Origin of the sequence: Antrihabitans auranticaus (genome assembly GCF_016481275.1) — a bacterium.
Lineage (GTDB): Bacteria > Actinomycetota > Actinomycetes > Mycobacteriales > Mycobacteriaceae > Antrihabitans.
In genome coordinates this window covers 150595-169645 of the sequence record NZ_JAEMNW010000003.1, presented here as the reverse complement: position 1 = coordinate 169645, position 19051 = coordinate 150595, and the positions used below count along the sequence as shown (strand labels likewise).

Sequence of the window (19051 nt, the reverse complement as noted above, 5' to 3'; positions counted from 1 at the left end):
CCGCTAGTTTCGCGGCATGGACGACGTGAATCCGCTGGCAATAGTGCTCGGCGCACTTTCGGTATTCGTTATCGGTGGCATCTGGTATTCGGCGTTGTTCGCCAAGCCCTGGCAACGGGCGGCAGGAGTGACCGATGCTGAGCTTCAGACCGGCGCCGCGCGGATTTTCCTTGGCGCAGCGGCATTTTCGCTCGTGATAGCTGCGACGATGGCGCCGTTCATCGGCACCGAGGGGCCAGCGTTCGGCGCCGCGGCCGGTGCCGCCGCGGGAGTCGGCTGGGTGGGCTGCGCGCTCGGGATCGTATATCTCTTCGAGCGGCGCAGCCTTGCCCTGCTTCTCATCGATGCCGGCTACTTCGCCGTGGCGTTCACGGCGATGGGCGCAATCATCGGAGCCCTGCAATGAATCCGCGGCGATAGGCGGTCAGTGCCCGCCGGTGTCCTTCAAACGCTGAATCGACGCCTCGACCTCGGCTTCTGCCTCGGCGCGCCCGACCCATTCCGAACCCTTGACGAACTTGCCCGGCTCGAGGTCCTTGTAGCGCTCGAAGAAGTGCTTGATCGCGGCCAACTCGTGCGCCGGGACATCCTCGAGTTCCTGGATGTGATCCCAGCGGTAGTCGCCGGCGGGGACTGCGAGGACTTTGTCGTCGCCACCCTTTTCGTCGACCATTTTGTACATGGCAACCGGGCGCACGAGGATCAGCACACCGGGGAAGACCGGTTCCGGCAGCAGGACCAGGACGTCGAGCGGGTCGCCGTCCTCGCCGAGCGTGTTCTCGATGTATCCGTAGTCGGCGGGGTAGACCATCGACGTGTAGAGGAAGCGGTCGAGGCGAACCCGGCCGGTCTCGTGGTCGATCTCGTACTTGTTGCGCTGCCCCTTCGGGATTTCGATAGTGACGTCGAACTCCACGCCGTACCTCTCTCTGTTCTCGTCTGTCTGCCACTCTCGGCAATTCGCTGAGGGAAGGTTAACTGGTCGAGGATATTGTGGGCGCAAAGGAGCGGTCGGGCGTTACTCGAGCGGAGGGTCGTTGACGGGCCAGGGCAAGAAGAATATCGGCGGATTGGCCGCCCGGCGTCAGCGAAAAGTACGAATCACGCTCATCGTCCTGGTGGTCGTCGCGTTGGCGGCCGCGTCCGTTCTCTGGCTTGCCCAGCGTCCGTGGGAAGCCGATGCCTCCGGCGCCAAGGTGACGACGGTCGCCGAACCACCGCCGGTCACTCCCGCACCGAACGTGGTCGCTGTCCCGGACAACGGACCGATTCCGTCGGGTGCCGCCATCGGCGCGGCGCTCGGTCCGGGTCTGGCCAATCCCGATCTCGGTCAGTTCACCGGTTCAGTGTCGGATGCGCTGACCGGAACGGTCCTCTGGAGTGCGGCAGAAGAGCGGCCGATGACGCCGGCGTCGACGACCAAGCTGCTGACCGCCGCCGCCGCGATGCTCGCACTGCCCATGGGGCACCGGGTGCCGACGACGGTCGTCGCAGGTCAGTCGCCGAACGAGTTGGTACTGGTCGGTGGCGGGGATGTGACGCTCACCGCGCAACCGGTCGGCGAGCCGAGCTTCTATCCAGGATCGCCACGCATCGACGACCTCGTCGAACAGATCCAGCGCAGTGGTGTCAAAGCCGACACGATCATCGTCGATACCGGTGCATTCACCGGACCGGGTCTCGCGCAGGGCTGGTCGCCGGGCGACATCGCCGGTGGCTACATCGCGCCGATCGAACCTGTGATGCTCGACGGCGGCAGGTTGAATCCCCTGCAGGACGAGTCCCCGCGGACCGCGACGCCCGCACTGGACGTCGGCCGCGTGCTCGCGTCGCGGCTCGGCATCGATCCGGCGAACGTCCGCATCGGAAATGCACAGTCGGGCGCGGCACCGATTGCGGGCGTACAGTCGGCGCCGTTGCGTGATCGGCTCGGTCAGATGATCGGTCGGTCCGACAACGTGCTCGCAGAAGCAATCGGCCGGGAGGTGGCTATCAAAGCGAACGCGGATCCGTCGTTCGCCGGCGCTGTGTCGGCTGTGAGTGACGCCCTGCGCGCGAACGACTTCGACCTCGCCGGTGTACTCCTCCACGATCTCAGCGGACTTTCGGTCGACAACAGAGTGCCGGCCCGCGTGCTCGACTCGATCCTGCTCGCCGCTGCAGGCGAAACGCAGCCGGCATTGCGACCCATGCTCGACTACCTGCCTGTCGCCGGTGGGACGGGCACACTCGAGGACCGTTACGCCGACGGCGACCGCGCGGGCGCCGGCTGGGTGCGCGCGAAGACCGGCACGCTCGCCGATACGAGCGCACTGGCCGGTTACGTGGTCGACGTGAGCGGACGCGTTCTGACGTTCGCCTTCATGTCACACGGCAGACCTCCTGAAGCGAGTCGTCCAGCATTGGACGCCCTCGCCGCAACCCTTCGATCGTGTGGATGTGTATGACAAGCAACGACAAAGCAGATACCGACAGCGCTGACAGCTTGGACGCGGAGGAGCAGGAGCAGGAGCACCGCAACAGCTTCGCGGGCGCGGTCGACTGGGGACTGGCCGCAAAGACCGGCGTGAAGCTGTCACCGCGTGGCCCGACGGCCTCCCGGTACACCGCCGAACAGGTGGTCAAGGAACTGTCCGAGGCTTCGATCCGCGCCGAGGGACCCGTTCGCGATGTGACGAAACTTGCTGATGGACTGCCGATTCCAGCCGCGCAGGTGGTGGACCGTGCAGGCTGGATCAGGGCGGCCGCGCAGTCGATGGCACACGTCACCGGCAGCGACGGCGAGAATGCCCCCAGTGGGCTGCTCGCGGGAAAGCCCGCCGGTGTTCAGGCAGGCGCGATGCTCGCCTATCTATCGTCGGCGATTCTCGGTCAGTACGACCCGTTCACGGGCGAGCACGGCACGTTGCTCCTCGTTGCACCGAACGTGGTCATGGTCGAGCGGGCATTGAAGGTGTCGCCCAGCGATTTTCGGCTCTGGGTGTGCTTGCACGAGGTGACGCACCGAGTGCAGTTCTCGTCGTCGCCGTGGCTCGCGCAGTACATGCAGGACGCGGTCGCCGTGCTCGGTGAGGTCGGCGAAGAGTCTGTCGCCGAATTGATCTCGCGCCTCGGCCAGGCAGTGAAGGCACGACGGCAGACGCCCGAGTCGGAGCAGTCGATGGAACAGCGCGGCATCGTCGGCCTGTTGCGCGCGACCCAAGCTCCGGCTCAGCGTGAGGCACTCGACCGCCTGCTGGTGCTCGGCACGCTGCTGGAAGGCCACGCCGACCACGTCATGGACGCGGTAGGTCCGGCTGTCGTTCCGACGGTCGATCAGATCCGGCAGGCATTCGACAACCGCCGCAAGCGTTCCGCCAACCCGCTGCAGCGAGTGTTGCGGGCACTGCTCGGCATCGACGCGAAGATCGACCAGTACGTCCGTGGCAAGAAGTTCGTCGACGCGGTCGTCGGCGAGGTCGGCATGCAGCAGTTCAACACCATCTGGACGAACGCCGAGACGCTACCGCTCCTGACCGAGATCGAGGCGCCCGACAAGTGGATCGCACGGGTGCTCGGGTAGGTGCTGTTTCCTGAAACGCCTGCGGTGCTGCGGCTTCGGCACGCGGTTCGGGCGTGGCTCGGGAGCTATCCCAATGCCGAAGTGGCCGTTGCCCTTTCCGGCGGTGCCGATTCGCTTGCGCTGACCGCGGCGGCGGTCGCCGAGGTGGGTGCGGTCCGGGCGTTCGTCGTCGATCATCGGTTGCAGGACGGGTCGGCCGGTGTCGCGCTCGAGGCAGTGCAGCGTGCGACGGCGCTCGGCTGTGTATCCGCGGAAACCCTGACTGTCCATGTCGACGGGGTCGGCGGTGTCGAGGCATCCGCGCGGCGCGCGCGATACGAGGCGCTCGACAATGCTCGCGGCAACGTCCCAGTGTTGCTCGGCCACACCCTGGACGACCAGGCCGAGACGGTTCTGCTCGGGCTGGCGCGTGGCTCCGGAGCTCGGTCGATCTGGGGTATGCGGGCGTACGACGCGCCGTGGGGCCGGCCGCTGCTGACCGTGGACCGCTCGACCACCCGGCAAGCCTGTGCCGACCTCGGGCTGACTCCACACGACGACCCGCACAACCAGAACGCGGACTTCACGAGGGTCCGCCTGCGGCTGGAAGTGCTGCCGCTCCTCGAGGATGTCCTCGGCGGAGGTGTGGCACAGGCGCTGGCCAGGACGGCCGAGCAGTTGCGTGACGACGGTGCCGTGCTCGACGACCTCGCCGACTCGCTGGTCGCGCGAGCGACGGTGCACGAAGCTCTGAATATCGAGATCTTGGCAGGTGAGGCGCCTGCGCTTCGGCGCAGGGCGATCCGTGCGTGGCTACTCCGAAGTGGCGCGAAAGCGGTCACCGAGAAGCATCTACGGGCGATCGACGAGCTTGTTGTAGCCTGGCACGGCCAAGGCGGGGTCGCCGTCGGTGGCGGTCGGCCGGGCACCAGATTGGTCGCAGCACGTCAGCATGGCAAGCTGACCCTGTCCTTCGCGAAAGCTGGGTCGGGAGAACTCGAGAACCAATGAAGGGACCGCAAGGCGTGTACGGAGACGACATCGCATCGGTTCTGTTGACCGAGGCCGAGATCCAGGTCCGCGTCAAAGAACTCGCCGCCGAGATCACCGAGCGATACCCAGCGGGTTCACCGCAGGGCGACCTACTTCTCGTCGGTGTGCTCAAGGGCGCGATCTACTTCATGACGGATCTGTCGCGCGCGATCGCGATTCCCACCCAGATGGAATTCATGGCGGTCAGTTCGTACGGCTCGTCGACCTCGTCGTCGGGCGTCGTGCGCATTCTGAAGGACCTCGACAAGGACATCGCCGGTCGCAACGTTCTCATCGTCGAAGACATCATCGACTCGGGTCTCACGCTGTCCTGGTTGATGCGCAACCTCTCGAGCCGCAACCCTGCGTCGCTCGCGGTCGTTACCTTGCTGCGCAAGCCCGACGCCGTCAAGACTGACGTCGAAGTCGCGCTGGTCGGTTTCGACATCCCGAACGAGTTCGTTGTCGGCTACGGCCTCGACTATGCGGAGCGCTACCGTGACCTCGCCTACATCGGGACGCTGGACCCGAAGGTCTACGAGGCCTGAGTCGCTAGGACGCGCGGACCGGCACCCAGCGCGCGCATGTCGGCTTCGGCGAGCCGGAACAGCGCGTAAGACAGCAGGAACGCGGCGATGCTACCCACGCACAGGATCCGCAGCGGCACGATGACGAGCTCGATGTCCCCTGCGTTGAGGAACGTCACGCCCGCGACACCGAACAACGGCACACCCGCCGCGACCGCGAGGTAGAAGTTTCCGCGGCGACGCCAACTTTCGAGGCGCCGTGCGTCGTCGTCGGTCACCTGCCCGTACGGCAGGAACGTCGGATACAGGCAGCGAATCGAATAGAACGTCAGAAGGAAGAACGGGTACGCGACAGCCATCGACGCAGACACGAATTGTGCGATCAGCGTGTGGACGAGCGCCGTCGGCGGAATCGATCCGACCCCGATCCGCTGGACGATTGCCGAGACGATCCACAGTGACAGGCAGACCGCGACAATCCGGTCGGCGAGCAGGACCGCGTCCGCCCGAGCCCGAGCCAGGACCTCGGGGCTGTACGTTCTCCCTCTGCGCAGCCCGATCGACACCCTGATCAGATATCGCGACAGATAGGCGATCAGCAGGCTGCCCAGCGAGAAGCCGACCACGTTGGTGATCATGTTCAGCATGTCTGTGCGCTGCTGAACTTTCTCCGACAACCTGCTCCAGATAAGTAGCTGGGTCTGCCCGATGATGTACAGGCTCGCGAGGCTGTTCGGAATCGCCACGCACGCTGCGACGATCGGAACGATCCACGGCCGCAGTCGGTAGCGCCAACTCTGGGGCGAAGGGTCGACGAGGTTGCGCGTCGGTGGGTTGAGACAGATTTCGAATTGCTTCGCCAGTTCGGCGCCGCTACTCCAGCGGTCGTCGCGGTCGGGCGCGAGGCAGGTCAGCAGGATGCGCCGCAGAGTCGGCGGCGTGTCCGGTGGCAGGTCGGCGAGCGCATCGTCGGTGATCCCGGCCAGCCGCAACGCGAGCATCTCGTCGAGTGTTGTGTGCTCCAGTGTCGGGAACGGCTTGCGACCGGTCAGCAGCTCCCACAGCAGCACGCCGAGAGAGTAGATGTCGCTGCGGGTGTCGAGTTTGGCAGCGGATTCTCTGTCGACCGCAGCGAGTTGCTCAGGCGACATGTAGGCCAGCGATCCGCCGAAATATGCGACAGGGTTCGTACCGGCAAGGTTGCGGGCGAAACTGATGTTGAAGTCGGCGAGTTTGGGGACACCTTCGGCGGTGAGCAGCACGTTGGCGGGTTTGATGTCGCGGTGCAGCACCCCGGCCTTGTCGGCGTAGTCGAGGGCTTCGGCGAGGCGTCGGCCGAGCCAGGCGACGGTTTCGGGCCAGGTCAGGCCGGCGAGTTCGGCGCGGACGCTGGAGTCGGTGGGGCGGATTTCGCCTTTGGCTTCCATCGCTTCGTCGATGGCGTCGAGGAGGAGTTGGCCGCTGCGCTGTGGGGTCCAGGTGGTCTTGCGGGCTTTGCGAAGGACGTCGAGAAGGGTGCCGCCGGGGAGGTACTGCATGTAGAGCAGGCGCAGATCGCGTTCAGGGAGGAGGCGTTGGTCGAAGACTCGGACGATGTAGTCGTGGTCGAGTTGGGCGAGGGTTTGTGGTTCGGTGCCGTGGTTCTCGCTGATCTTGACGGCGACGAGTCGTTGCATGGAGGTTTGGCGGGCGAGGAAGACGCGGGCGAAGGCGCCGCTGCCGAGGTTGGTCAGCAGTTCGAAATCGTCGAGTCGCTGCCCGACGTCGATCACGTCCAGCGGATCGAATGATGCTGCCGCCGTGACTGTTTGCTGATGCGTCGAGTCGAGGTCGTGGACGGTCGGGTCGTCGTTCCACACGAGGGCTGCCAGCTCCGCGACGGCCGGCAGCTCAGGGAATTCGGCGCGGTATGCCGAAAGCGGTTTGGTCAGTTCCGGCCGCTTGGCGCGCTGCTGCACATCCAGGCGAATGAGTTCGATCAAGATCTCCCGCCGCTGCGCGACCGCATCGGGTAGATAGGCAATCAGATCGGGTACTGATGCGTCTGTCGCGTCGGCGTTCTGCCATGCGGCCGCGAAGTCTGCGACTGCTCGAGCGGTCATCCGGTGGCAGTCACCGCGTGATCGGAACCGTGCGCGACAACCCGCTGCAGGGCGCGCAGATCATCCTCGAGCAGGCGGAAGAGCCAGTACGCGAGAACGAACGCGATGATTGCACCGACGCACAGAACGCGGACCGCAACGATCACCTTCGGGATGTCGTCCGGCGGGATGAACGTGACGCCTGCGACGCCAAGTAGCGGTACCGACGCGGCAACGGCGAGGTAGAGGTTGCTGCGCCGGTCCAGTTCGCGCAGCTGGCGGCCGTCGTCCGGGCTGGTTTCGCCATAGGGCAGGAATGCCGGATACACGCACCGCACGATGTAGAAGTTAACCAGGAAGAACGGGTACGCAACTGCGATCGCACCGCAGACGACCAGTGAGCCGACGAAGTGAACATAGGCGTCCGACGGCAGCGATCCGGAGACGATCCGCAGCGTGATCGGAAATGCGATACCCGAGATCACCCACGCGCTGAAGGCGACGAACACCGCACGATCGCATATTCGGAGCGCGTCGGCACGTGCGCGTGCCATCGTCGCAGCATCGAACGTCTTGCCCTCGCGCAACCCGCGCAGCACCCGGAAGACGTAGCGGGACAGGTAGATGATGAGCCCGGCGCCGAGCGGGAAGAACGTGAAGTTGATGACCTGCGTGATGATCCCGAACTGCAGCTGCGCGTCCGAGGACAACCTGCTGATGATCAACGTCTGGTTGTGGTGGATGTTGTAGATGCTGGCCAAGATGTTCGGTATGCCGATCGCCAGCGCTGCGATCGGCAGAATCCAGCGCCGTAGGCGCAGTCGCCAGCTGTTCGGCGGCGGGTCGACCAAGTTGCGTGCGCGTGCATCGAGGCACAGATCGAGCTGCTGAGCCAGCTCGGTGCCGGTCGACCACCGGTCTTCGCGATCGGGTGCCATGCAGGTCGCCAGGACCCTCCGCAAGGTTGCGGGGCAGTCGGCAGGCAGATCGGCGAACGCTTCCGGCGCGATGCCTTCGTGCCTGCGCTCGATCATCGAATCGAGCGTTGTCGTGTCACCCGACATCGGTGCGCCCGCGCCGCGGCTGACGCCCTCGCTGCCGAACGGTTTCACCCCGGTGAGCAGCTCCCACAGCACGACGCCGAGCGAGTAGATGTCGCTGCGGGTGTCCAGATCCGCGGCATGGGCCGCGCGATCCGGATGGCAAGCCTCGAGCTGCTCGGGTGACATGTAGGACAGTGATCCGCCGAAGTAGGCGACCGGACTCGTGCCTGCGATGTTGCGCGCGAAGCTGATGTTGAAGTCGGCCAATTTCGGCACGCCCTCAGCCGTCAGCAGGATGTTCGCGGGTTTGACGTCGCGATGCAGCACTCCGTGGTCGTCAGCGTAATTGAGCGCATCGGCGAGGCGAAGCCCAAGCCACGCAACGGTTTCGGGCCACGTCAGGCTCGCGAGCTCGGCTCGGACGCTCGAGTCGGTCGGCCGGATCTCGCCTTTTTCCTCCATTGCGGCGTCGATCGCCTCCAGCAGAATCTTTCCGCTGCGTTGCTCGACCGGCGTCGCACGGACCCACTTGAGAACCGAAAGCAACGTTCCGCCGGGCAGGAACTGCATGTACAGCAACTTCAGGCCACGCCGCGACAGGCGGCGCTGATCGAAGATCCGGACGATGTAGTCGTGATCGAGTTGGGCCAGGGTCTGCGGCTCGGTGCCGTGATCCGCGGAAACCTTGACCGCCACCAGACGCTGCATCGACCGCTGTCGAGCTAGGAACACACGCGCGAACGCACCGCTGCCGAGTGTCGTCAGCAGGTCGAAATCGTCGATCCGTTGGCCGACTTCGATGTTGTCGAGCGAAACCTCTGCTGTCGGCGATAGTGGGTCCGTGGCCGATGCTGTCTGCATGGTCGACGACGCTTGCGTCATGGTGGCGGATTCGTCCGCGTAGCCGGTGTCGTCGAGGGAGAGTGCAGTCTCCTCATCGGCGTAAGCGGTGTCGTCGATGCTGTACGCGGTCCGGTCGCCGCCCGCCTGGGTTTCATCACCGCTGTATTCGGTCTCGTCGTCGATGTCATGGATCGCCAGGGCGGTGGCCTCGTCGTCATCGTTCGCAGCGAGTGCGGTGGCCTCGTCGATATCGCCGACGTGGAAGGCGGCCAGCTGAGTGCTCGGATCGTCGTCGGTGTTCAGCAACGTCTGCAACTGGCTGGCTTGTTCGGGAAATTCGACCAGGTAGTCCCGCGCGTCGACCGATTCGCCGCTGTGGCGTCGAATGACGAATTCTTCGTAGATCAGCCCCGCAGGTAGGTCCGCCGGTGCGAGTTCGGGAAACTCGGCGCAATACTGTGCCAGCCGTTTGCCTAGACCTGCTCGCAGCCAACGATGCTGCATGTCGACCCTGATCAGGTGTAGCAGGGCCGCCCGGCGGATTGTCGTGGCGTCGGGAACGAAGGTCGCAAGCTCGGGTGGTGTATCCGAGTCTTGCCAAGCCGCGATGAAATCGTCGACGACCGAGGTGTCGACAGCTCGGTCGCCGAGTTGATCCGCGCTCATGGTTCCCTTATCGGCTGAGACCTGTTGGACGTCACGCCCTCGAGCGTCGTGAGGTCGCTCTCCACTTTACGGAAGAGCCAATACGCGCCCATGAATGCGACAACACCGCCGATACACAAGATGCGTATTGCGACGATAACCGAACCGATCTCGTCGAGCGGGATGAACGTCGCGCCGGCAACACCGATCAGCGGCACCGCGGCCGCCACGGCGAGGTAGCGAACGCTGCGATCGTGCAGCCGGCGCATCTGCTCGGAGTCGGCGCCGGTGACCTCGCCGTGCGGCAGAAACGTCGGATACAGACAGCGAATCGCATAGAAGGTGACCAGGAAGAACGGGTACGCGACGGCGACGGCGGCACAGACCACCACGGATGCGAAGAAGTACAGATACCCGCGCGCAGGTATCCCGCCGATGTCGATTGCCATGGCCACCGCCCACGCTGCGCCGCAGACGAGCCAGATCCCGGACAGAACCACGAACACTCGGTCGCCGAGGAGGATGGCATCCGTTCGGGCCCGGGCGAGGATAGCGGCGTCGTAGGTCTTGCCTTTGCGCAGGCCATATGGAACGAGGACGAGGTAGCGGCGGATGTAGAGGATCAGCAGCGCGCCGACCGGGAACGAAACCAACGTGACTATCAACCACATCAAGTCGAAGCGCTGCTGCGCCTGGCGGCTCAAATCGTCGATCACGAGCGACCGCACGTTGTAGTAATTCAGATATGCGGCAAGCAGATTCGGCACGACGACGCCCAGTTCCATGATCAGTATCGACCACGGCCGCAATCGGTACCGCCAACTCCCCGGTGGCGGATCGACCAGATTGCGGGCTGGTGGATTGAGGCAGATGTCGAATTGCTGTGCGAGCTCGGCGCCCGTGCTCCAGCGGTCGTCGGGGTTCGGCGCGAGACAGGTCAGCAGAATGCGGCGCAGCGTCGGCGGAGTGTCCGGTGGCAGGTCGGCGATCGCGCTTGCAGTGATCCCTGCGGTGCGATGCGCGAGCATCGTGTCGAGCGTCGAGTGCTCGCCCTGCGTGGTCTGCTGGGAGGTCGGCGTCGCGCCCGCGGAATCGATCGAGCTCGCGCTCGGGAACGGCTTGCGGCCGGTCAGCAATTCCCAGAGCATGACGCCGAGGGAGTAGATGTCGCTGCGGGTGTCGAGATCGCCAGGAGTTGTCGCGTCCGCCGGATGGCAGGCGGCCAATTGTTCCGGGGACATGTAGGACAGGGAACCGCCGAAGTAGGCAGTGGCCGCACGGTCGGCATCCGGGCTCCGCGACGCGAAGCTGATGTTGAAGTCGGCGAGTTTGGGGACACCTTCGGCGGTGAGCAGCACGTTCGCGGGTTGGATGTCGCGGTGCAGGACGTGGTGTCTGCCCGCGTAGTCGAGAGCTTCGGCGAGGCGTCGACCGAGCCAGGCGACGGTTTCGGGCCAAGAAAGGCCGGCGAGTTCGGCGCGGACGCTGGAGTCGGTGGGGCGGATTTCGCCTTTGGCCTCCATCGCTTCGTCGATGGCGTCGAGGAGGAGTTGGCCGCTGCGCTGTGGGGTCCAGGTGGTCTTGCGGGCTTTGTGAAGGACGTCGAGAAGGGTGCCGCCGGGGAGGTACTGCATGTAGAGCAGGCGCAGATCGCGTTCAGGGAGAAGGCGTTGGTCGAAGACTCTGACGATGTAGTCGTGGTCGAGTTGGGCGAGGGTTTGTGGTTCGGTGCCGTGGTTCTCGCTGATCTTGACGGCGACGAGTCGTTGCATGGAGGTTTGGCGGGCGAGGAAGACGCGGGCGAATGCGCCGCTGCCGAGGTTGGTGAGGAGGTCGAATTCGTCGAGTCGCTGCCCGACATCGACGGCATCGAGCGCGTCGACCTTCCGCGGGAGTGCGGGTACGGTCTCGCTCTCGTCGCCGTGTCTTTGGGTGACGAATTCGTCGGCTGCAATTGCCCGACCAGCTTGGTGTCCGGGAGGCATGCGAAAACGATAACTCGCGAGGGCGGACTGGACGTCGCCCCTGATATCTGATAGCCATTAGCTATGGAGCCGCACCTGAGAGACCTGAGGTACTTCGTCGCGGTCGCCGAGGAATTGCATTTCACGAACGCAGCAGAGCGCTTGCATATTGCGCAGCCCACCTTGTCGCGCCAGATCCGCCAGCTCGAGCAGCAACTCGGCGCGACGCTCTTCGACCGCGACCAACGGACCGTCGCACTCACGGTCGCCGGCAAGGAGCTGCTCGAGGGAGCGCGCCTGATTCTGGCCCAGTGGGCCGAGATCCGGGCCGGACTGCTCGTCGCCAGCGAGACGCTGCGCGTGGGTCTGCAGACGGCGATCAGTGCCGGCGTCCTGACCGACCTCGAGGCTGCGAGCGGGCAACGGCTCGAATTCCACTCGACGGCCTGGAGCGACCCGACGTGCGGTCTCGCAAGCCGCGAATCGGATCTCGCCCTTCTGTGGCTGCCGCTGCCCGACGCCGACCGGTACCGCTGGCACGTCCTGCGCACCGAGCCGCGGTGGCTGTTGCTGCCCGAAGCGCATCCACTCGCCGAGAAAGACACGATTCTCTTCGCGGACCTCCTCGACGAGCCCTTCATCGCGCTCCCCGGCGAGGGTGGACCGGCGCGGGACTTCTGGCTCGGAAACGATGCGCGTGCGGGTCGGCGGCCTGTCATCGGCGCCGAGGTCGCGACCGTCGAGGAGAAGGTCGAGGAGATCGGTCTCGGTCGCGGCGTGTGCCTGGTCGCGGAGGACAACGTTCCGCTCTACCGCTGGCCGGGAATCACTGCTCGCAAGGTGAACGGTCTGAGCCCGTGCCAGCTCGCGCTTGCCTGGCGTGCAGACGACGACCGGGCGACCGTGCGAGATTTTGTCGCACACGCCGCCCGGCCGTAGTCGGAACATTCAGTTCTGGGTGATGCCCCGAGCTCGCTCTTCGTACGCGCGGCGGGCTTCGGTATCCACGTCTTCGAGGAAGACGTGTTCGAGGCCCAATGTCTTGCCCATGTACTCCGACGCCGCACGCGGCATGAACTTCTGCGACGCCACCAGGAAGCCCGCAAGCTTGGTCACGGATACTCTGCGGCGCGGCTTTTCGAGAAGGCTGACGATGGCATTCGCAATGTCTTCGGGCTCGGCGTTCTTGAGGCCCTTTGCGCCCTGAGTGCCGGAGACCAGTTCGGTATTTGTGAAGGTCGGCAGCACCGTCGAGAAGTGAACCCCGGTGTCCCGGTACTCGATTCGCGCGGAGTCGGTGAATCCGACGACGGCGAACTTGCTGGCGCAGTACGTGGCCAGCCCCGGCGTTGGGGTCTCGCCGGCCAGCGATGCGATGTTGATGACGTGCCCGCTACCGCGCTTCACCATCCGCTGCGCCGCAATCTTGCTGCCGAGGATCACGCCGTAGACATTGATGTCGAGGATGCGCTTCGTCACCGCATCGGATTCTTCGATCACCTTGCCGGCGGGCATGATTCCGGCGTTGTTGACCAGCACGTCGACCGGGCCGAGCTGGCGCTCGACGTCGTCGAGAAACGCGGTGAACGAATCGGAGTCCGTGACGTCGAGCTTGCCGTAGACCTGCAAGCCGAGCTCGGTAGCCGATTCCTTCAGCTTCGCTTCGTCGACATCGCCGATCGCAACCTTTGCACCCAGCTTGTGCAGGGTTGTGGCAGTTGCCAAGCCGATACCGCGCGCGCCGCCGGTGATGACGACGACTTTGCCTGTGACTGTCATATTCGTGCCCCTACTTACCGAGACCGAGACGACGGAGAACGCCGCGAGCGGCGGCCGCGCGCATGACGCCGATCGCGAATTTGAACTTCGGCGGTGAGTACGGGAACCAGATCAGTTCCTTCTTCTGCGTCGGCATGCGCGGAGTGGTGATGGCCTGCGTCCGGCAGTACTTGCGCACGCCGTAAGCGCCGCCCCAGCGTGACCCGACGCCGGATTCTTTCCAGCCGCCGTGGGGGAGGGCGTAGGAGAAGAGGTTGACCAACGCGTCGTTGATGTTCACTGCGCCGGCGTCGAGTTGGCGCGCGATGCGGTCACCGCGCTCCTTGTCGCCGGTCCAGACCGAGGCAGACAGGCCGAAGGTCGAGTCGTTCGCGAGCCGGATCGCCTCGGCCTCGTCGGCAACCTTGATCACGGGAATCGTCGGTCCGAACGTCTCCTCCCGGATGCACGACATCGAGTGGTCGACGTCGACCAGCACTGTCGGCTCGAAGAACGTTCCGACACCGGTCGGCTTGCCGCCGGTCAGTGCCCGCGCACCGGCCGCGATGGCCTCGTCGACATGGCGTTTGACCAGGTCGCGCTGTGCTTCGGTCGCGAGCCCGCCCTGATCGAATTTGAACCCGCGGTCGTCAGCGCCCTGCCGCAGTTCGTGCACGTTCGAGGCAAGCTTCGCGACGAATTCGTCGTATACCGGCGCTTCGACGTAGACCCGCTCGATGGACACGCACACCTGGCCGGAGTTGAACAGGCCACCGAAGGTGATGCCGTTCGCGGCGCGGTCCAGATCGGCGTCGGCGAGCACGATGGCCGGATCCTTGCCGCCGAGTTCCAAGCTGTACGGCACGAGGCGCGAAGCGCACGCCATCGCAACGAGCTTGCCGGTCTTGGTCGAGCCCGTGAACTGTACGTAGTCGACGTGGTTCACGAGGGCGGCCCCCGTTTCGGCCCGACCCGTCGCGACGGCGAAGATCGGCGGTGCGCCGATTTCTTCCCAGCCCCTGGCGAGTTCGACTGCGGAGAGCGGCGTGACCTCGGAGGGCTTGAGGAGCACCGCGGCGCCTGCCGCCAGTGCCGGGATCACGTCGAGGCCGGGCATCGCGAGTGGGAAGTTCCACGGCGTGATAACGCCGACCACCGGGTAGGGCCGGAACAGAGTCGTGAGGCGCTTCACCTTGCCGAGCGGGCTGTGCGGCGTCGGGTGTTCGTCGGCGAGGAACTTCTCGGCATTGCCGGACCAGTATTTGAGGAGGTCGGCAACCATGGGCGCTTCGATCGACGCGTCCGCGCGCGGCTTCGAGGTCTCGGACTGCAGGACATCGGTGAGTCGATCGGTGTTGTCGAAGATCCAGTCCTGGAACTTGAGCAGCCATTCCCTCCGGCCCTTGGGGCCGAGTGCTTCCCATTCCGGTTGTGCGGCACGCAGAGCGGCGATCTTTGCCACTACCGCTTCGGTCGATTCGTCCGGCACAGTGCCGACGATGCGGCCATCCGCCGGATTGTGTACCTGAACGTCCTCGCGCTGAACTGCTGGGGCCTCATCTAATGCGGTCAACGTCGACCTTCCTGCTACTGCCTTAGGGCATGTGTGAGCGATTGCACTAACTATGATGTTGGCACAAGGTTATTGTGCGCGCTTGGCCTGTTTGTTCAAGGATTCGGACGCGACTTGTATCTCGAGTACAAATCGAACGGGGTGGACGTGACGCAACCCGACGAAGGGGACCTCCGGGGCTGGCTGCGCGACTTCGTGATCGCAAATCTCGATCCCGAACAGGCCGGTGCGCTGGTCGAAACCCTGAACTCGATGATCATCGAGTCGGTACCGGAGCTGGCAGACGAAGAATTGGTGCGCGACCTCCGGGCGAGTACGACCGCGCAGCTACGGGTGTTCCTCGCCGGGTTGGTCGAGAACGATATTCCGGTGCCGCCACCCGCAGAAGCGCGCGCGCTGGCGCGAACCATCGCGCGCCGCGGGCTCGACCTTCGGGTTCTCATGCAGGTGTACCGGGCCGGGCAGCACGCGGCGATCCGCTATCTCAGCCAGACGGTCGCCGAGCAGGAACTGGATCAGGATTTCGAGCGCGCGCTCACCAGCCGGATGTACACGCAGGCGACGATGTGGATGGGCATTTCGCTCGAAGAACTGACCGACACCTACACCGAGGAACGTGAGATCGGGCTGCGCGACGTCTTCACGCGCCGCAGTGAGACGGTGCGCGCAATCCTCGGCGGTGACCCGATCGAGCCCGATGCCGCGTCGGTTCAGGTGAGCTACCGGTTGTCCGGTCGGCATCTCGGGTTCGTCCTATGGACCGACGGACCAGGCGAGGAGGACGTCATCGGTGTTCTCGACCGCTTCGCTCACCGAATCGCGGCCGCATTGGGGAGTGCAAAGGCACTGACCGTGCCGTCCGGCGCGCGCGGTATGTGGGCGTGGCTGCAGGCCGGTTCCGTCGCGGATCTCGGCAAGTTGGATGCCCTGCGCGCCGATGCCGCCAAGGACGCCCTGCGGGTGGCGTTCGGTGCTCGGGGTGACGGCATCGACGGTTTCCGGCGGAGCCATCGCGAGGCGCTCGCTGCCAGGCAGGTCGCTCAGAACAGCGGCACGGCCGAGTGGCTCACCGACTACCTCGACGTGGAACTCGTGCACCTCGTCTCTGCGGACGCAGAAGGGATGCGAGCACTCGTCGGGCGCGAACTGTCGGGTCTGCACGGGAACGATGCGAACGCCGCGCGACTACGCGAGACGTTGCGGACCTACCTTCGGTGTCAGCGCAGTCCCGAGGCCGCAGCGCGTGAATTGGGTGTGCACAAGAACACGGTCCGTTACCGGATTCAGCGGATCGAAGAGTTGCTCGGGCACGACATCGACAGTCGTCGGCTGCACCTCGAACTAGCACTCGAATGCGCGGACGCCTTTCCTGCTCAGGCCTTTCCGCGTAACCGCTGATCAGACGTGCGTGTGGGGGTGTGCGTGATCGTGGGTGTGCGGGTGCTCGTGACCGTGGATGCGACGCAGCGGCGGCAAGTTCTTCGGCGGCACCCGGCGCTCGGGGAGTTCGTCGAGCAACCGCGCCGTGATGGCCGCGATTTCGGCGACTGCTGCTTCCACCGCAGGCCGCGTGCTTGCGGAGATGCTCGACAGGCCGCCGACCTTGCGCACGTACTGCAGCGCGGCGGCGTCGATCTCTTCCTGGGTTGCGGCCGGCTCGAGGCCGCGGAGGGCGGTGATGTTTCGGCACATGAGATTCAGCGTACGACGGTCTTTGCTTCGGCGACGGCGTCCAAGTCGTACCCGGCCACCCGAAGCAGGGCCCGTACATCCTCTTCGAGGCGCCGGAACAGCCAATATGCGCCGAAGAACGCGAAGACGCTGCCGACACACAACACGCGAATCGGAATGATCACGTCCGCGATGTCGGCCGGCGAAATGAACGTTGCGCCTGCGACTCCGATCAGCGGCACCGCAGCCGCGCCGGCGAGGTAGAGCGTGGCCCGCCGGTCCAGCCGGGCAAGCGCAACCACGTCGTCTCGGCTGATCTCGCCGTGCGGCAAGAAGATCGGATACAGGCAGCGAACCGCGAAGAAATTGACCAGGAAGAACGGGTAGGCGAGTGCGATCGCGCCACAAACCAACTGCGCCGCGATGAAATGAACGTAGGTTCCGAAGGAGATCTCGGACCCGGAAAGTTGCAGCGTAAGCGGAACGCCTATGCCTGCCACCACCCACAACCCGAAACACATTGTGGCGCAGCGTTGCCCGAGCAACAGCGAATCGCGCCTGGCACGGGCGAGCGCGGTGGCGTCGTAACTCTTGCCGTGCCGAAGTCCGCGCGAAACCCAGAACAGATAGTTGACCGCGTAGGTCGTCATGGCGAACCCGAGCGGGAAGGCCACCGCATAGGTGATCACGGTGAGTAGCTCGAAGCTGTGCTGGGCCGAAGCGTCGAGCTTGTCGATGATCAGCGTCTTGTTGTGGTGATAGCTGTAGAGAATTGCGAGGGCATTCGGCACGGCGATCGCAAGGAACATGATCGGATGCACGAAGGGCCGCACCCGAAGTCGCCAGCTCTCTGGGGGTGGATCGACGAGATCGCGGGCATGCGCATCGAGGCACACGTCGAGTTGCTGGGCCATCTCCCCACCGCTCGCCCACCGATCGGCAGGGTCTGGGGAGAGTGCTTTGAGCAGCACTCGTCGCAGTGCGGTCGGGCAGTCGGCGGGCAGTTCGTCTTCGACGGGCTGGTCGCCGGCACGGCGGCGTTGCAACATCGCATCCAGCGTTGTGCGGTCACCCGCGTCTGTGGCACCGGCGTCGTCGAACGGCTTTCTTCCGGTGAGCAATTCCCACAGCACGACGGCAAGTGAATACAGGTCACTGCGGGTGTCGAGATCCTCGGCGTTCACCGCGCTGTCGGGGTGCAGGACCGAAAGTTGTTCGGGTGACATATAAGCGAGCGACCCACCGAAGTAAGCGACCGGACTCGACCCGGAGATGTTGCCGCTGAAGCTGATGTTGAAATCGGCAAGCTTCGGAATGCCCTCGGCGGTGAGCAAGACGTTCGCCGGTTTGACGTCGCGATGCAGAACCCCTTGGCGCCCGGCGTAGTCGAGTGCGTCCGCGAGTCGACGGCCCAGCCACGCAACGGTTTCCGGCCACGAGAGACGGGCGAGTTCGGCACGCACACCGGACTCGCTGGGGCGAATCTCGCCCTTGTCCGCGAGACCGGCGTCGATGACGTCGAGAACCAGTTGGCCGGAGCGGTCCGTTGCCGGCGTGTCCACTGCGCGCTTGAGCAGATTGAGCAGAGTGCCGCCGGGGACATACTGCATATAGAGCAGCCGGAGCTTGCGGCCCTCGAGAACGCGCTGATCGAAGACCCGGACGATGTAATCGTGATCGAGTTGCGCGAGCGTCTGCGGCTCCGTTCCATGATCCTGCGAGATCTTCACGGCAACCAGACGCTGCATCGAACGTTGCCGGGCCAGAAAGACTTTCGCGAACGCGCCGCGGCCGAGGTTCATCATCAGGTCGAAGTCGTTGACGCGCTGACCCACATCCACATCATCGAGCGCAATCGGTTTGCCCGAGTGCGCGACGAGTGTTCCCTCGTGCTCGTCGGTGGTGAGAATCGACGAAAGTTCTTCCGCCTGCTCGGGGTATTGGGCTGTGTATTCGGCCGCGTCGACATCGTGACCGGTCCGGCGGCGGACCTGAAACTCCTCGTAGATCAGGTCGGGCGGCAGTGGCCAGAGGCGTAGCTCGGGCAGTTCGTCGCAGTACTGCGTCAGGCGCTTGGTCTCGTGGCCGCCTGTCCAGCGGTGCTCCAGATCGATCTTGATCAGCTCGACCATCGCCGCGCGCCGCACGACCGGCGATTCCGGCAGGTAAGCAACAAGGTCCGGCGGGTCGTCCGCCGCGCTCCAGGCAGCAGCAAATTTCTCGACGACGTCAGCGAGCACGGTCCGCGCCGGTGCGCCGTCGCCCGGTGTCGCTGCCGTGGCGCCGATAGTTGCGACCTGTTGCGTCCCCCCAACTGGGACCATGTCGGAATCCTAGCCCGGCCGCGCCCGGCGGCCGGGGAGCTGGAGGGCC

Annotated in this window: 15 protein-coding genes; 7 read left to right on the top strand and 8 right to left on the bottom strand. The window is 65.0% G+C overall.

Going from position 1 to position 19051, the window contains the following annotated elements; all coding sequences use genetic code 11:
- Positions 1–16: 16 nt before the first annotated feature.
- Entirely contained in the window at positions 17–406 is a 390-nt protein-coding gene (locus JGU72_RS15055; RefSeq protein ID WP_199684787.1) for a DUF1761 domain-containing protein, read from the top strand.
- Between the two features lie 18 nt (positions 407–424).
- Here the strand turns inward: JGU72_RS15055 and JGU72_RS15050 are convergent, their stop codons facing one another.
- Complete coding sequence (locus JGU72_RS15050; protein ID WP_199684786.1) at positions 425–916, bottom strand: inorganic diphosphatase; 492 nt, start codon at positions 914–916, stop codon at positions 425–427.
- Positions 917–1037: 121 nt separating this feature from the next.
- On the opposite strand from JGU72_RS15050, the gene dacB reads away from it, so the two are divergent.
- From dacB to hpt, 4 genes are read left to right on the top strand one after another with little or no spacing between them, the layout of a single operon-like run.
- On the top strand, positions 1038–2447 hold the full coding sequence (dacB, locus tag JGU72_RS15045; RefSeq protein ID WP_233532482.1) for a D-alanyl-D-alanine carboxypeptidase/D-alanyl-D-alanine endopeptidase: 1410 nt from the start codon (positions 1038–1040) through the stop codon (positions 2445–2447).
- Entirely contained in the window at positions 2444–3562 is a 1119-nt protein-coding gene (locus JGU72_RS15040; protein WP_233532481.1) for a zinc-dependent metalloprotease, read from the top strand. The genes dacB and JGU72_RS15040 overlap by 4 nt, the downstream gene beginning before the upstream one ends.
- Positions 3563–4552: a tRNA lysidine(34) synthetase TilS gene (gene tilS / locus JGU72_RS15035; RefSeq protein WP_199684784.1), complete on the top strand. Its 990-nt coding sequence runs from the start codon at positions 3563–3565 to the stop codon at positions 4550–4552.
- Positions 4553–4566: 14 nt separating this feature from the next.
- Positions 4567–5121 (top strand): hypoxanthine phosphoribosyltransferase, encoded by a 555-nt coding sequence (hpt, locus tag JGU72_RS15030; RefSeq protein ID WP_199685326.1) that lies wholly within the window; start codon positions 4567–4569, stop codon positions 5119–5121.
- Here hpt and JGU72_RS15025 read toward each other — a convergent pair.
- Genes JGU72_RS15025 through JGU72_RS15015 form a run of 3 tightly spaced genes read right to left on the bottom strand, consistent with a single transcriptional unit; the run spans position 5109 to position 11697 of the window.
- Positions 5109–7202 carry a serine/threonine-protein kinase gene (locus JGU72_RS15025; RefSeq protein ID WP_199684783.1) on the bottom strand — a complete coding sequence of 698 codons (2094 nt, stop codon included), beginning with the start codon at positions 7200–7202 and terminating at the stop codon, positions 5109–5111. The genes hpt and JGU72_RS15025 overlap by 13 nt on opposite strands.
- Entirely contained in the window at positions 7199–9733 is a 2535-nt protein-coding gene (locus tag JGU72_RS15020) for a serine/threonine-protein kinase (RefSeq protein WP_199684782.1), read from the bottom strand. The genes JGU72_RS15025 and JGU72_RS15020 overlap by 4 nt, the downstream gene beginning before the upstream one ends.
- Complete coding sequence (locus JGU72_RS15015) at positions 9730–11697, bottom strand: serine/threonine-protein kinase (RefSeq protein ID WP_199684781.1); 1968 nt, start codon at positions 11695–11697, stop codon at positions 9730–9732. Before JGU72_RS15015 ends, JGU72_RS15020 begins: the two co-directional genes overlap by 4 nt.
- Before the next feature lie 63 nt (positions 11698–11760).
- Here JGU72_RS15015 and JGU72_RS15010 point away from each other — a divergent pair, with 63 nt between their 5' ends.
- On the top strand, positions 11761–12615 hold the full coding sequence (locus JGU72_RS15010; protein ID WP_199684780.1) for a LysR family transcriptional regulator: 855 nt from the start codon (positions 11761–11763) through the stop codon (positions 12613–12615).
- Positions 12616–12624: 9 nt separating this feature from the next.
- Here the strand turns inward: JGU72_RS15010 and JGU72_RS15005 are convergent, their stop codons facing one another.
- Together JGU72_RS15005 and JGU72_RS15000 are read right to left on the bottom strand one after the other, a co-directional pair.
- Positions 12625–13455 carry an SDR family oxidoreductase gene (locus JGU72_RS15005; protein WP_199684779.1) on the bottom strand — a complete coding sequence of 277 codons (831 nt, stop codon included), beginning with the start codon at positions 13453–13455 and terminating at the stop codon, positions 12625–12627.
- A 10-nt stretch (positions 13456–13465) separates the two neighbouring features.
- Complete coding sequence (locus tag JGU72_RS15000) at positions 13466–15007, bottom strand: aldehyde dehydrogenase family protein (RefSeq protein WP_199684778.1); 1542 nt, start codon at positions 15005–15007, stop codon at positions 13466–13468.
- Positions 15008–15154: 147 nt separating this feature from the next.
- Between JGU72_RS15000 and JGU72_RS14995 the strand changes: the two genes are divergently transcribed.
- Entirely contained in the window at positions 15155–16405 is a 1251-nt protein-coding gene (locus tag JGU72_RS14995) for a helix-turn-helix domain-containing protein (RefSeq protein ID WP_307828455.1), read from the top strand.
- Here the strand turns inward: JGU72_RS14995 and JGU72_RS14990 are convergent, their stop codons facing one another.
- Together JGU72_RS14990 and JGU72_RS14985 are read right to left on the bottom strand one after the other, a co-directional pair.
- Entirely contained in the window at positions 16406–16699 is a 294-nt protein-coding gene (locus JGU72_RS14990) for a DUF2277 domain-containing protein (RefSeq protein ID WP_199684777.1), read from the bottom strand.
- Positions 16700–16704: 5 nt separating this feature from the next.
- A complete protein-coding gene (locus JGU72_RS14985; protein ID WP_199684776.1) occupies positions 16705–19002 on the bottom strand; it encodes a serine/threonine-protein kinase in 2298 nt (765 codons plus the stop codon).
- Between the last annotated feature and the right edge of the window lie 49 nt (positions 19003–19051).